This window comes from Calothrix rhizosoleniae SC01, from assembly GCF_900185595.1.
GTDB lineage: Bacteria > Cyanobacteriota > Cyanobacteriia > Cyanobacteriales > Nostocaceae > Calothrix_A > Calothrix_A rhizosoleniae.
Window position 1 is genome coordinate 1 of the sequence record NZ_FYBH01000095.1, and the last position, 15224, is coordinate 15224.

The window sequence follows — 15224 nt, forward strand, 5'->3', positions numbered from 1 at the left end:
AAACTCAGGTATTGATTGCCAAAATTCTCCCAAATTCCCATAAAAATCTTGGCGTACAGAAATTATAATATTTAATTTCTGGGCGTTGAGTACCTGTAGACATTCACGAAATTCCTGGATAAATTGACTTCTTTTAGTTAAAGGCAAATTAAAAAAGAATCTTTCAAATTGATCGAAAAAAATTGCGAGAGGACGCTGAATTTGACGAGAGGTTTGCTGTAAACATTCCAAAAGTGTAGTACTATTACTCAGGTCAATGTTTACATTCTCCAAGTTCTCAATGCCAGCCTTAATTAGTTCAGTAGGATGACCATATTCCCGAAAAACCATTGTAAAGTATTTTTTGTTAACTAAAATTGGAATTATTCCAGCATTAATTAAAGAAGTTTTTCCACTACCAGACTTACCGTTAATCAAAATTAGCTTATGGCTAGATATTTTAGAGGCTAGTAACTGAGAAACAGCTTCCCGACCAAAGAAAATATCTGCATCTGTGGTGTCATAATAACTCAGAAATTGGTAAGGTTCTTCACTTTGAATATTATCTTGGGTCCGATATTGTTCCCAATCGATTTGACCATTACTAGCAATGGAAGCTAGGGCATAAAACTTAATCTCATATTTATTCCCACCAATAATATCTCCTGTGATACGTGTCTCATTTCCAAAATACATTCCATTGCTATGATCATCAATTTCATTATTCTTCATCATCGCTTCTTACATATTTGTTTCCTGTAAATACATCTCCATGAACAGTAGTGCTATCTCCAAAGTGAATACCACCACTGGGCTGCTCAGAAGCAGTTTTTTTCTGCTGTTCTTTTACTGGTAAATCTTCTTCTGATTTAATAGGAGTAATATGCTCTTTTTTCAGCAGTATAGGAATTAAGTGCTCAGGAACCTTAATTGGTTCAGTCGCACGCACCACCGTTGCTTTACGAGTGGCTGTTGAGCGGTTAATTTCTAATTGAATGCGATCGCAACCCCACTCATAAGCAAAATTAATTGATTCCCCATTACCTAATGCCTGATAAAAACCCCGTGTAAAAGCCCTGGCTGTATCATCTAGAATCTCTTGCCGCATACCAATAACATAATTAATATGCTTGACAATTTCTTGCCCTTGCACTTCGGAATAGCAGGCATTGAGTAGAACACATTCTATTCGATTAGCCAAGTGTCGGAATAAGTTAGCAAGAGCTTCCGTACTCACCAAATGTTGCTGTCCCCCATCTTTCTCCAAAACCAGTCCCTCACTACCGCTACCATGTCCGCAAAAGTGAACAATCCAAGGTTTTACTTCCAATAGGGCACTTGTTAGGTCTTCGACACGTACAGCTCCTCTTGTTTCCAGTGCAAATTGTTCTCGGTTAGCTGAACGTCTCAATCCTTCTCGGATATCACGTATTTCTTGGGGTAGTTTTAAATCCCCTCTGGGATTTGCTGCTAGAATCAGAATTTTCTTAACCATAGGTGGGGAAAATTGTTATACATTTAATACACAGGAATGCACGATCTCCATACATACTGAATAATTGTATTTTTTGGAGTTGCTGTAATTTATTTCCATAACAATTATTATTGTTGTCCCTACGAACCCACTGATTGCTTTTTATACCCTACACATCTGTCTCTATATTGCTTTAACTTTTGTAGTGAAAGACCTGATAAATCTTGCTTTTACTTAGTTTTTACCCCCATTCGCTTACATTCACAAGCTACGAAAAAAGTGTGAGGAAATTGTGAGGAGATGAATTTGATACCTTTAAAGTATATTAAGTAAATGCATTTTTTATACAAGTAATTTTAATTATTCTTTAAGATTAAAACTTAAAAAAAGTAGTTTTATATACCTTTATATTTTTATAATGAGAACAAAACAAGCTTAATCTCATTATTTCTAGCCTCTGGCTTTAGGTATGGGATTAATCCAAAATTGAATGACTTACAGCTTCATATCGAAGTTTTGCAGAAATTCCGAAATCATCAAAACCAATGATGTAATCAAAACATAGAAAACATTGAAACCATAAATTAAATCTTATTAATATTTGGGTAACTATTATGCCAGCCTTATCAGCTCCCTTGGAAAATCTCATTACAAATGCACGATTTACCGCCGCCGAAATGGCAGAACTGGAAAACCGGGTAAAATCGGGACAGGTAACGAAAATAGAAGTGGAAATCATCGCTACTCGTTATGTTGATACCTTAGAATCAGGTGTGGGTAGCTGGTTGAATCAACTGTTGAGCAATCTTCGTAGTCAGGTAAGAGTCAGTGATGCGATCGCTAATATCGCTAATGAAACTGATTTACTTAACGGGCGCATAATTATACCAGATGATGGACGTAAACACCCCTCAGTTCGCAATGTTCAACGGGCATTGATCGCTTTAGCTAGCCGCACAGGTGAACTAGGTTATATGCTACCAGGATTTGGTGCTGATGGTGACTACGGCCCTGAAACCACCAAAGCTGTAAAGGCATTTCAACAAAATAATGGACTGTTGGTGGATGGTAAGGTTGCACAAAAAACAGCCCAAGCCATTGATACCGCCCTGCGTCAAACATACGTACCAGGAATTACCAATGCAACTCCTCAAGATTTAGTCAATGCAGCTCAAGAACTCTGCACTGGTGATATTGCTCAATACTACGGTGTTCCCCAACCTTGGATAAATATCGACCCCAAACACAATGTCCCCACCGACATATACTTCAACTTTCTCATCGATCGCTGGAAATGTAATTTATTTGGTGGCAATGTATTGCGTAAAGGTGGATATGAACCTCCTTTTTATCAAGATAATACTAATGATGGTAAAGGGGAATATCCCAATGCTAACCAGTGGTTTAGGTGGACTGATAAATATGCACCTAGAAATGGTAATCCTATTCGTTTCCAGCTAATCGACGAAATTCCTGTCACCAACTTATCACCAGTAGAACTGAAAAGACGCATTCAAAAATTACTTACCCAAGTCCAACCCGGTGATTTTCTACTGGTAGATCATCAGGGTAGCGGAGTTCAAGATGGGGGACATACTCGCGTGGCGATGACTAATGATTTCCGTACCAATGGAACTATTGCTTTTGCCCAAGCAAGTCATGACAGTTCCTTAATTCGCCAAGAAGGTGTCGATGATTTGCTGAATGAGGAAGTAATTTGGTTAATGCGTCCCAATACAAAAATGTGAGCAACCTAAGTAGGGCTTGCTGAAAAAGTCTTTTGGTGAGGGTAGGGAGTAGGGAGTAGGGAGTAGGGAGTAGGGAGTGGGGAGTAGTTCCAGCCTCCTTATTTCTAGTATTTTTGCCAGAAAAAATCACAGATGCAAGGATTTTAGGTTTAAAATCCTAATTCCCTTGCACTTATTTCCCAATAAAATAGCCTCAAAGCATTGATAAATCAATATTTTTCAGTTATTCAGTAGACCCTAAGTAAGCAGTGACGAAGGCGCAAGCCTTGCGCCCCTACAGTGAATTTGTAATCCCCTGGTAATTTTAATTCTGGAAATCTCCTTATTACTCCTTCGGAGTATCTCCATTCGGAGAGACTGCATCAACGCCATTTGAAGGCAGTTGCTTTGTGCCGGGAAACCCTTCCACCGCAATGGCTCACTTATTACTTGTTACTTATTACTTATTACTTATTACTTAAACCTAAATACCTGCAAACCATTCATATCCTTGATCCTCCCAATACCCTTGAAAACGAGATAGACGAGTAACTAAAATAATCCGAGTTACCCACTTACTCTGTTTATAACCAAGCTTAATGGGAGCAGCCAAACGTAAGGGTGCACCATTATCTACTGGTAAAGGTTGCTGATTTTTTTCGTAAGCGAGTAAAGTTTGGGGATGGAGAGAAGAAGCAATGTCCCAACTAGAGTAATAACCATCAGCAGATTGAAAATAAGCATAACGGACACTAGACAGGGGTTGAGCTAGAGCTACAATATCTCTGAGTCTCACCCCTCCCCATTGGACAATAGCAGCCCAACCTTCAACGCATACATGGCGAATAATCATAGAAGTGAAGGGTAAATTTTGAATATCTGCCATTGATAGATTGAGGGGATTTTTTACCTCACCATCTACTACTAAACGATATTTATCTCTGTCAATAAGAGGAGTGTTTTTAAAAGTATTAACTATCAAAGCTTCCGACTGAATCTCATCAAGAGAAAATTCTGGTACCGGCTGTTGGGGTTTAAGTATTAAGCTACCTACTTTTTGATTCAGTGGTTCAGAAACTTCACCCACCACATCCTCTAATATCGGCGTACCGCAACCACCCAAAAATAAACTCGCACTGGATAAACCAGAAATCTGTAAAAATTGACGGCGGGATAAATTAATCAAACTCATGATTTTATAGCGCTAGGCGCTAGTAATAAGTAATAAGTAATAAGTAATAAGTAATAAGTTTACTGAAGTCACCAAAACATCGATTCTGTTAGTTTCTCCCCACCTGCTTGCTTCCCTAACCACGAATGAGCGATCGCAAACACAATTAATAGAGGTACACTGCTAAAGTGGACAATCCGTAAGGCTTGCCAACTGCCAAACATTTCTACAATCCAATGGAATTGAGCCGGTTTATACATTCCTAGTCCTGTGAACAGTGCCAGCAAGAGAATGGGAATAATGCTTGTATATACGATGCGATGCCAAGCATAAATCAAGCGTTTCGAGTTATGACTTTTTTGTAATGCCTTTAAATCCTTAGTCCCCACAAACCGATGTCGCCAGCGTCGAGTAATGAAAATATACAACCCATACCAGAATAAATTCAGGGAAAATATCCACATAGCGGCAAAATGCCAGTGTCTACCTCCAGCTAACCAACCTCCTAAAGTAAATATGGGGGGAATTTGCCAACCCTCACGTCCACCAAAAACCGGGTTAGCATTATAAATCTGTAATCCGCTAGTGAACATAATAAACACGCTGACAATATTCACCCAGTGGAAAATTTTGGCAGCGATTGCCTGAGTAGGTAAGGTCATTTCAGTTATCAGTTATCAGTTATCGGTGAGCCATCAACCCAAATTCCACGGGTTGCAATCAATATTTTGCTATTGTTGATATAGTGAGTTCCTTATCTTTTAGGAATTTTATCATAACTAGTTTCTAGTAATATCATCATTTATTTAATAAATTCCTGTTCTTTTTAATACAATGAATTGCAAAAAACCTGCTCTCAATTTTAGATAGCAACCAGGAACAGTGGTGTCAACAACCCACCGCTAATCGGAGTACCGATGTACCGGGAGTCTCCAGGAGGGAAGACAGATGAAAATCCTATTTGATTTGTAAAAATGGAAAGGTTAATGATTAGTTATGGATGCTGATGAACTGAAGCGACTTTATGATGAAGGAAAGAGAGACTTTACGGGAGCCAATCTAGCAAAATTAAAGCTGATTGGAATTAATTGCGCTGGAATCAATCTTTGGGGAGCAGACTTGACTGGAGCTAATTTAGCCAAAGCTAAACTATGGGGAGCAAATCTCAGTGGTGCGAACTTAGCTAAAGCCAATTTAACGAGAGCCAATCTCACCTGTGCTCAATTAGAACGTGCCAATTTACGGGGAGCCAAACTCCAATATACTAAACTTTATGGAGCGAATTTAACTGGTGCTACCTACGATGAAACTACAAAATTTACTAAAAATTTTGACCCCCTCAGTAGAAATATGCAGAAAATCTCCAGCTAGTACTGATACAGTCAGGAAGAGGCAGGGGAGCAGGGAGCAGGGAGCAGGGAGCAGAGGGGAAGAGGGGAAGAGGGGAAGAGGGAAAGAGGGAAGGAGCAGGGGGCAGGGGGACAAGGAGAAGAAATTTTGATAGTTAACCGTCAACCATCAAGCATCAACCCTCAACTACCAACCACCAACTAACAACTAACAACTAACAACTAACAACTATCAACTATCAACCTATAGCTATATAAATAAAATCACGCCCCATTTGTGTTGGTATTCCCTTCGTAAATCCCTCAGGACTAGACTGCTCAACTCCAGCGGTCACGGGTACTGTGGGTCATTCGCTTCGCGGAAGCCAAACCGGAATACCTACAGTACCCGTAAGACCGCACAGTCAAGAGCAGGCTAGTGATTGCGCGTTTAGACTATACACAAGGATGACGATCCATCATCCAGATTGCAAGGATTATTTACCAACTACTAGGGCGTGATTTTATTGTTATTGACACTGACGAGCATGTTGCATACGTAGTGCCAGAATATGCTCGCATGGCCCTTTGTACAGCTTGTTTTGCTGATGCCAGTTGCAAGTACACTCTGCATTTATTATACGTTCGTCTAAATCTATCGTCAATGATGGTGTATAAGTTTTATCTTTATCTGTAACTCTACCTTGTAAGGTTAAGGCACCATCCCTGTTATTAACTGATATGACTTGTATGGCGTTGTTTTGCAGGAAGCGATCGCTCTTCTCTTCTCTTTCGTTGGCAAACCGCAATCTTTCCATCGGTAAGGGTTCTCGGCTCAGTTCTCTAATTCGGTATACTTGTTTATTGAGGTCATAAATAACTCTTCCAGCTTGTGTATAAGCACTTAATGCACCGAGTACTGCTGTGCGACTTAATTTTAACCGCTTGGCTAAACTATCGGCGGTTTCTACCCAATTCTCTCGCAAGCCATCAAAGATGATTTTCTGAGTCCATTCATCCACGTCTGCTCGGGGAGCCATTAAGTCAAAGTTACCAGAATTTGACCAATCATTCTTTGTCCACCCAGATAAACCAAGGGTAAAAGACATATCCCCTAAGTCGGCGACGTAAAATGAAGGCATACCCGTACCTAGGAGGTGAACGGTGAATTTTTTGGCGATGGGGATGAGACGTTCGAGGATGTGTAAGCGTCTGCGTCCCCACACGCGGATGGTTTGGGGTTGGTTTCCGGTGTATGGTGAGCGAGGACAGACTACTTCCATTTCCCAAGGTTCAAAGACGATGCGTACTGGTTCCCCTGGGGTGAGATGGTAGCGCATACTGCGGGGTCCTTTTTTCTCTTTATGGCGACGCAAGACAAAGCAGAGGTTATAGATGTCCATTGGGTGTAAATCGAATTGGATGGCGGGTAAGCACATGGCGGAACTGACTTGTAAGAAGCCCCTTACCCAGCTATCAGGAAGGTCGATTTTTACTTCTTTATATGCTTCTTCGTTGGTGGTTTGAACTTCAAAGCCTGATGGATCTACTTGTAGTAAGGTACTTTTATAACTGCGGATTTTTTGGAATTCGTCGTATAGGGCGGCGGAATAATCTACGTTGGTGGTTCCACAGGCGAATTCGTTAATGTTTTGAAATACTTCATAACTTGCACCTAATCTTCCATAGGTTGATTCGTCAACACTGAAGCATTCAAAAAATACTTCGTCGGGGTGTACTGTTATGACTGGATCGAAGATAAAGTACATATCTAAATGTTTTTGCCAAGCGTATCTTTGGAAGGCAGATTGTGCTTGGTAAAATGGGCGGAGGCGTTCGTATTTTTTCGTATTTAATTGGTTTAGTTCTTCTCGCAGTTTTTCAATTTCCTCGGTGACATCTTGCCGTAAGGCTGTGACTAATTCCCAGTTAATATTATCCTGTTGATTACGCCATTCTTTATAGGCGGTTTTATCTTTGCCTTGGTATCGTAAGTCGGAAACTACTACGTCATGTAAGGCGCTGATGGCTTCCCGGAAGGCGACGTTTTGTCTCAGTTCACCGATGAAGTAGGTGGGTGGACGTTTGGTGTCGGGGGAAAATGACATTTGGGTGTTGGTGCCATTTTCTGTTACCCCTGTGTTGCCTTTATAAGAGTATGCAAATTCCATTTTTATCTTGATTGATTAATACCAATTTACGAAAATTATGATACAAATGATTGTTCTTTAAATTCTTTCCCTCTGCTGCCTATTTGCATCAATTTGAAAGTGAAACAGTATAAGGGTATAGGTCTCACGCAAAAAAGCAGAGAGTCAGATATTTAGTTTCTGGTTTGGGAGACTGATTTGATGGCTATGGGTAGGGGAATATGGGGATATTGTTTGTGGATTTTGACCATGATTTGGATGGCTTTTGATTTATCGGTGATGGCGATTGTTGCTGATTGTCTAGTCATGATTTCAGCAATGGTTTTGGCAGCATATTCGCTTTTTTGCGCTTCTGTTTCTAGGAAGGTAAAAATTCTTTTTTTGGCGGTGCTACCACAATTTACCCGTAATAAGATGCTGATAAATAATGGTTCTAGTTTTTGCAGTTTTTCTGGGTTGTCTGTGGCATATTTTTCCAGGTAGTTAGTGACGAATAGTTGCATGTCTGCTGATGGATGTTCGCTAAATTTCAACAAATATTCTTCGCCGTCTGTTTCTCGAAAGTTGCGATTTAGTAAGTCTCTTCCCAAGGTTCTCGCTTCTTCTCTCACACTGTCACAAATGGTTATGAGTACTTCTGGGGTGAATTCGTCGCTGCTGAGTTCGGTGGTAAATATTTTGTAGCCAAATTCTCGGGAATCTTGCCATTTTGCTTCTAATATTCTGACTGCGGCTACCATGTCTTGGGTGTTGGTACGTAATCTGGGAAGAATTTGTACGAACATTTGTCTGGCGGCTTGTCTAACAGCAAGAATTTCGTGGCTTGCTAGTTTTACTATTTCTGGGGTGGTAAATTCTGACAACCAATTTTCATAGTTACTACCCAAGATTAAGCCTCCTATTTCCTGGGCTGCACCGGATTTCGCTTTGAGCAGGTTTAAGGTGGTTTGTTTAGGAATAGATGTCATCCAACCTGGTAAGTCTTCCTTGAGCAGGTGTAATAAATGGCTATGTACTCCTTCATGTTTTTCCGGAATCAGCAATACTTCGATTAATTCTGTTGCTATTTCCTGGGAGAAGCTGGGATTATTAATTGCTAAACGGTGAACAATTGGTTGAATGGCATTGCGGATATCTGGATTAACATTGACTGCCATTGCTACAATTAAAATACTTTCTTCCCCAATTAGTTTTTCCTCTGGTAATTGTCCAAATAGTCTGATACCAATTACTCTCAATGATTCGTAAGGGGATGCAAGTAGGGATTCAATAACTTCTGGTGGTAATTGTTCTGTGGGGGTTTGATGGTTGAGGAGAATCTTAGCACCTATTTCTTGAATTTCTAGGGAGGGATGGGCGAGTAAGTCGTGAATTACATTTAATCCTAGGGTACGTAGCTGGGGTGCAAAGCTGGTTAAAAGTATTTCACCAATTTCTGGAATTATTTCCCCATTGATTTCGATGGTGAGTAATTGAGCAATGATTCTACCAATTAGGACTTTGGCAACTGCATCGTTAATAATGGCTGAATTGAGTAATTTTTTGGTAAATTGGCGGGTATTGCTGTGTAAACTGGTAATTAGATTGGCTATAAAGTAACTATCTGCCAGGAAATGTTCTCTTTGTTCTGTTATCCACTGGTAAGCTTGATTTCGTGCTGGCTCTGATGAACAATTAGCTAAGGCAAGGATTAATTCTGTGTTTGGTTGTTGGGGATTATATTGCTGTTGTGCTAGTTCAAAGGCGAATTGGGCTGTGATTTCGTAGGGTTTGTTAACTAGTTGGATAATTGTCTCTATATCAATGGATGCACAAAACTGTTGACAAGTTCTGAGAATTTTAACTGCAAAGTGATGAACTGGTTGACATGCACTGGCTAATAGTAATTTTAATAGTGTTTGGGGATGTTGTTGCCAAAGTTCGGGAAATGCTTCTTCCCGAATATCCGGTTCTTGTTTCCCTGGTTTATAACCTGGTTTACATCGCCAACCTTGGGAATTACGGGTTAATTCATAACGCCCACTATTTTCGTAGAGGATGTGGTTAAATGTTATGTATCCGGCGTAGCTATCCCAATTAACGCCTCTAATAATACTATTCCAGTTGCGATCGTAGGTGAAAAAATTAGACTTCTTGATTGGTTGGGCATCTGCATCTGCATACTGTAGCAAAATTGACCCAGCCATGTTGATATAATCAGGATCATTTTCTTCTCCTAATTGTTTCAGGGTTCGCCACACACGATGACGGAGATATGCACGGGTTTTGTTACTGTAAGCAAGTTTGGATTGGGAACTCTTTAACTCTTCCTGAATTTGATTTTTATTGGTATTGCGGTATCTTCCTGTTGCAGGGTCATAATAATATCCATAACGACTGAAACGTTCCCCACTAGGAAGATTCACCTCATATGCTTGGCTAGAAAATATATGCTGTTCTTGCTCTAAGCGATAGGTAAGAATAGCAAATACCTCTGCATCATGGCGATATTCAGCCATTTTGAAAATGTGGCGCAGGCGTTGGAAATAATTTGGTTTGAATGGTGCGGTACGTAAAATATGCAGGAGTGCGGGACGAATGTATTGGTTATCGATTTGGTACATCCGCTCTAAGATGACATAATCTTGAGCTGGGCATTTTTGCAGATATGTTTCTATATCTGCTGCAATTGCTGGGGATGAATCTTGACATACTAAGCTTTGTAAGTTGGGGGATAATGACTCTACTATCTCTGAGCGCAAGGTTGTTTTGACTTCCCCTTCAGATAGTTTAAATAGTGCTTCCCAAGCCATACGCTTGACAAATTCTGCTGTTGCACTATCTTCATACAGTTGGCTCAAACTGGAAATTGCATCTTCTCCACCACACCAACCTAATGCCCAAGCAATACAATAATCTCTCAGAGGTTCTCCTGTACCAATTAATTTAATCAGTAGGGGGGTAGCTTCACTCAGCTTTAACTCTCCCGCACGCCAAATTGCTCTTGATAATTTCCAGTTACTTGGTGCATTATCTGCTAGGCGATTGAGAATTGCTTGTTTGCGTGCTTCTTTATCTAAGGTTGGCTTGACCTGTTTTTTGGGAGTTGGAGTAGCAGCAATATCTTGGTATCCCTTGTTGGTTTTCTCTGCTACTAACTTGTCAAAAACTTGCTGTGCTTTAACTAAAGTGACAGCCTTGGTGGTTTTTGCCCCTTCTTTGAGGTTGGCACCACGTTTACCATAGCGAAAATTTACTACATAACTACCTGGGGTAATCTCGCATAAATCTACTTCATATACTTTATCGGAAGAACCTTGCTGATAGTGTAGTGTAGTCTTTTTGATTAGTTTCATAACACCCGCCTTACCACTTAGTCCATAACTCTATATTGTGGCTTGTTTTATACAGAGTTGCCAAGTGGGGAGTAGGGATTAGGGAGTAGGGAGTAGGGAGTGGGGAGTAGGGAGTGGGGAGTGGGGAGTAGGGAGTGGGGAGTAGGGAGTAGGGAGTGGGGAGTAGGGAGTGGGGAGTAGGGAGCAGGGAGTGGGGAGTAGGGAGTAGGGAGTAGGGAGTGGGGAGTAGGGGGAAGGGAGCAGGGGGAAGGAAAAATTCTACTTAGATAATTGGTGGTGCAAATTATTTTTGATTAAAACTTAAAAGTAGTGCGTAAAACTCCTACCCAAATTGCATCATTTTCTGCATTATGTTCGGGATTAGTAATGACAAAAAGTCCAGGAGTAATAAATATGCGGTCAGTGAGTGGATACTTGTACGAAAGTTCAATATGATAAGAAGTATCATTATCCTCTCGCCCAGGGATATCATTATTACTTAGCTTCGGAGGCATCCCAAAAATAAAATTTAAACTGCTACCAAGTTTACCCAAATCGGATAATGAAGCTGTAAAAGCCCAAGTCCAGATATCTGCATCAGCACCTTGAGAAGCATTAAAACCATTATTCAAAGGAGAAGATTTTGCAATAGCATGAAAATAACCCACCCAACCTCCTACCTTCAAGCGATCGCTAATTTGATAGGAAGCTGCTAGATTAAAATTGTCACTAGAAGTAGCTGTTTCTTCTCCAAAAGGCAGTTGAGCAAATTGACTACCCGTAAAACTGGTAATATTGTTGGTTGAACCAGGTTGAGGAGAGAAATAATGGGCATAGCTGAACACAAAACCCAATCGGTTGGAGGGTGTGAATGTGATTTGACTTAAAGCTGTATAATCACCATTAAATAAACCTTTTCCTGGCTCCGGATTATCACTAGAACCAGTATAGTAAGTTAATGCAGCGCCAATCTCATCGGTGAATTGATAGTAAATTCCTCCACCAGCACCAAAACCTACATCATAAATGGGGTTGTTAAAACCAAATAGGGAAATAGTCGAAGCAGGATTAAGAGTGGGAACAAAATCACTAGCAGACTGACGGGCTGCTGCTAGATATACTAAAGCCTTATCACCCAATGGAAAGCGATAAAACAACTTGCCAAGTCTGACATTATTACCTGTATTGGTTCCATCAGCTAGCTGAGTCATGGCTGTGCCGGTGACACTGCTACCTAACCCATTTATACTTCCTGCTTCCAGTCTGGCACGTAGTAGGTCTTTGCCTGTAAAACTGGTATCCAAATCTAACCTAAATCTACCAGAAAACGTGGTATTAGAATCCAAATTTTCCGTAGAACTTTCCCCAGAAACAACAGCTTTGCGATCACCAAATATACTAGCAGCGACAAAATCTACTTGTCCCCGTAAAATTGTTGTAGTCGAAAAGTTACGTTCTTCTAGAAAAGTTGTCCTTTCCTCCAGATTATCAACTTTCTCTCGTACAGCAGCCAGTTCCTCGGCAAATTCTGTTTGTAGCCTTTTTAAAGTTGCCAAGTCTGACTGGCTAGTAAGTTTATTGCTTAAACTGTCAATTGAACGTCTAACCTTCAGCAGACAAGCATTGAACGCCGCAGCAAATTCATAACGGGTCATTGCCCGATTTCCATTAAAAGTTCTTTCCTCAGAACCTTTAATACACCGGTATTTTTCGATCAAGTTACCCAATGCTTCATAAGCCCAATGGTCAGGAGTCACATCTTGTAACTGATTGACATCAATGATTTGGTCAAAAGAATTGATTTGTGCTTGTAGCTTGTCATTAACAGAAATTTCTTCAACTTGAGATTCTGCATTAAAAGTTGCTAAGGGAAATTTATTACTAGAGGATAACTTGTAACCCAAGTTTATAGGAAATAAATGGGAATTTCTGAGAGAATTTGATTTAAAAGTTGTTACAGATAATGGACGCAGAGATTGATTCCTGATACTAAATTCGTTTATTGATTTAATTCCCTTGACAGCAGTGTTTGCCGAATCAAGAATTTGTGTTTCACTCCCTGGCAAGTTTGGAGTTATTTGAGGCTTTAAGACTGAATCGCTAGGAACTACTTGCCCGAAAACTGGAGGTATAATTAGTAATTTGCAACCCAGTATAACTGAAGTTAGGGGCAATGACACTGCCACTTTTTTCATAATCTCTTCCTAGCTCCTCCTCACATCAAATCATTGTCAAACAGCCTAGCACCACTGTCTTGGCAGTCAAAATTAAATCCAAAATTTCCAATCCAAAATTGCTTGACACAGCAATAATATTAGAGTTTTAATAGGGACGAAACTTTAATTCATTATTAGCAGTTTCGACCACTTTTTTAGCAACATCGTCGGGGATTTTGGTGTATTGTAATTTCTCATTAAAATTTTGACCTTTAGTTAAAATCCATGTCAGCAAATCCTGAGTTGCTGTTAACATATTTTTATCAGTATAATTTTTATTAACTAATAACCAAGTTAAACTAACCAAAGGATAGCCATCTTTGGGAGCATTACTATCTTCAATCGTAAAATCGTCTTTAAACTTGACATTAGCTAGAGCTTTTTTAGTTTCTTCTAAAGTTGGTCTAACGTAACTACCAGATGGATTCTCAATCCTCGCTACAGGCAAATTATTTTTTTGAGCAACGCTTGTTTGCACATAGCCAATAGCACCATCAATTCGTTTCACTTCCCCCGCTACTCCACTATCTTGGGGACGAGCTGCAAAAACCTCAAACCCCCAGTCAGGCTTGCGACTCGCTGTTACTTCCCCCTTAGTAATTTGACCCAAGTATTTGGTCAGGAGAAAATTCGTACCACTACTATCAGAGCGAACTACTACCTTGATTTCTTGCCGCGGGAAGCGAGGGTTAATCTGATTCCAGTTACCAATTTCACCAGTGAATATCTTTACTAGATGCTTCCGAGATAACTTAATATCAGTAGTTACATCTTGCAAATTATAAACAATGGCGATTGCACCTCCTCCAGTTGGTACCATCATTAACCCATCTTTCATTTGATTTTTTTCAATGGGAGTAGGAATTAAAGTAGTAGCACCAAAGTTTACAGTTTTATTCGTAAATAAACGAATCCCGCCACCACTACCAATGGGTGTATATTTAAATTTTTTACCTGTTTCTTGCTCGTATTCTGCTATATAACGGTTGTAAAGGGTTTCAGGGAAAGAAGCACCTGCACCTTTAAATAATTGAGCCAAAACAGGATTACTGGTAAAACAAATAATTGTTGCAGTGATTGTCCCAGCACTTAAAAAAAATTGTTGCCAATTATTAATTGTAAAGGTCTTCATAATCTTCTTGTTCATGATTCTGGCTGAATAGTGACCTTTGTAACCTTTTTATCATCAATATAAACTTCAAACAAAAAACCATTATCCATAACAATTTCATAGACAAATTCGCCTAAACGAGTACTGCGCCAAGTATTGGCAATTTTGGCATTTGGTGCCCACTGTTTAATCGCCTTGATGACAATTTCTGGAACGGAACTACGTTCTACTTCTTCGTCAACTTCAATAACTTTTCCGTTGGGGGTCACATCTACTAAAAATTTAAAGCCTTGTTGGTTTTGACCACCTATTTCATAGAGTATAGAACCATCTGATTGCATCTCAACTTGTGCTTCTTTTGGCTCAGCACCAGTCACAAGCTTCACCGAAGCGATAACAGGAGATGGTACTTCTGAAAGGGGTACTTTTCCTTCTATACCACCAAAGGTTTGAGCTATCAAGAAACTTTCTCGCGGAGGTAGAGATTGAGCCTTTGCATCACTTAAATAAATTGAGGAGGCGAGAATAGCCATTCCTGTAGTGGTGAAAATTCTATGGCATTTTTTTGTGAAGAAAATCATTTATTCTGATGATTTGGATATTATTTTTTCTGAGGTATTTTGCGTTCAGATGTCAACAATAACAGAACATGGTGGCGATTTCAAGTACTAGCTAATTTCCTAGTCAAACTAAGGAACGTGGATTAAATAATATGCAATCTTAATAATTGAACCTCACCCTCGATTTGTCTACG

Annotated in this window: 11 protein-coding genes; 2 read left to right on the forward strand and 9 right to left on the reverse strand. The window is 39.9% G+C overall.

Translation table 11 applies throughout. From position 1 onward, the window contains the following. On the reverse strand, positions 1-714 hold a 714-nt coding region (locus tag CALSC_RS05445), incomplete at its 3' end, for an nSTAND1 domain-containing NTPase (RefSeq protein WP_456151086.1). Then, positions 701-1474 (reverse strand): CHAT domain-containing protein, encoded by a 774-nt coding sequence (locus tag CALSC_RS05450; protein WP_088240387.1) that lies wholly within the window; start codon positions 1472-1474, stop codon positions 701-703. The genes CALSC_RS05450 and CALSC_RS05445, both read right to left, overlap by 14 nt. A gap of 593 nt (positions 1475-2067) precedes the next feature. Here CALSC_RS05450 and CALSC_RS05455 point away from each other — a divergent pair. Next, positions 2068-3201: a peptidoglycan-binding domain-containing protein gene (locus CALSC_RS05455; RefSeq protein ID WP_088240388.1), complete on the forward strand. Its 1134-nt coding sequence runs from the start codon at positions 2068-2070 to the stop codon at positions 3199-3201. Positions 3202-3664: 463 nt separating this feature from the next. Here the strand turns inward: CALSC_RS05455 and CALSC_RS05460 are convergent, their stop codons facing one another. Together CALSC_RS05460 and CALSC_RS05465 are read right to left on the reverse strand one after the other, a co-directional pair. Then, complete coding sequence (locus CALSC_RS05460; protein WP_088240389.1) at positions 3665-4372, reverse strand: molybdopterin-dependent oxidoreductase; 708 nt, start codon at positions 4370-4372, stop codon at positions 3665-3667. Positions 4373-4440: 68 nt separating this feature from the next. Beyond that, the gene (locus CALSC_RS05465; protein WP_088240390.1) at positions 4441-5013 is read right to left on the reverse strand and encodes a cytochrome b/b6 domain-containing protein; all 573 of its coding nucleotides are present in this window, start codon (positions 5011-5013) and stop codon (positions 4441-4443) included. 334 nt (positions 5014-5347) lie between these two features. Here CALSC_RS05465 and CALSC_RS05470 point away from each other — a divergent pair, with 334 nt between their 5' ends. Further along, positions 5348-5722 carry a pentapeptide repeat-containing protein gene (locus CALSC_RS05470; protein WP_088240391.1) on the forward strand — a complete coding sequence of 125 codons (375 nt, stop codon included), beginning with the start codon at positions 5348-5350 and terminating at the stop codon, positions 5720-5722. A gap of 487 nt (positions 5723-6209) precedes the next feature. Here the strand turns inward: CALSC_RS05470 and CALSC_RS05475 are convergent, their stop codons facing one another. The 5 genes from CALSC_RS05475 to CALSC_RS05495 all read right to left on the reverse strand — a co-directional run bounded on the left by CALSC_RS05475 (position 6210) and on the right by CALSC_RS05495 (position 15051). After that, positions 6210-7850 carry an SWIM zinc finger family protein gene (locus CALSC_RS05475; RefSeq protein WP_088240392.1) on the reverse strand — a complete coding sequence of 547 codons (1641 nt, stop codon included), beginning with the start codon at positions 7848-7850 and terminating at the stop codon, positions 6210-6212. A gap of 152 nt (positions 7851-8002) precedes the next feature. Then, the gene (locus CALSC_RS05480) at positions 8003-11164 is read right to left on the reverse strand and encodes a HEAT repeat domain-containing protein (RefSeq protein ID WP_088240393.1); all 3162 of its coding nucleotides are present in this window, start codon (positions 11162-11164) and stop codon (positions 8003-8005) included. A 293-nt stretch (positions 11165-11457) separates the two neighbouring features. After that, positions 11458-13338 (reverse strand): iron uptake porin, encoded by a 1881-nt coding sequence (locus CALSC_RS05485; RefSeq protein ID WP_088240394.1) that lies wholly within the window; start codon positions 13336-13338, stop codon positions 11458-11460. A gap of 127 nt (positions 13339-13465) precedes the next feature. Continuing rightward, positions 13466-14491 carry a phosphate ABC transporter substrate-binding protein PstS gene (gene pstS / locus CALSC_RS05490; protein WP_088240396.1) on the reverse strand — a complete coding sequence of 342 codons (1026 nt, stop codon included), beginning with the start codon at positions 14489-14491 and terminating at the stop codon, positions 13466-13468. Positions 14492-14502: 11 nt separating this feature from the next. After that, on the reverse strand, positions 14503-15051 hold the full coding sequence (locus CALSC_RS05495) for a hypothetical protein (protein ID WP_088240395.1): 549 nt from the start codon (positions 15049-15051) through the stop codon (positions 14503-14505). Between the last annotated feature and the right edge of the window lie 173 nt (positions 15052-15224).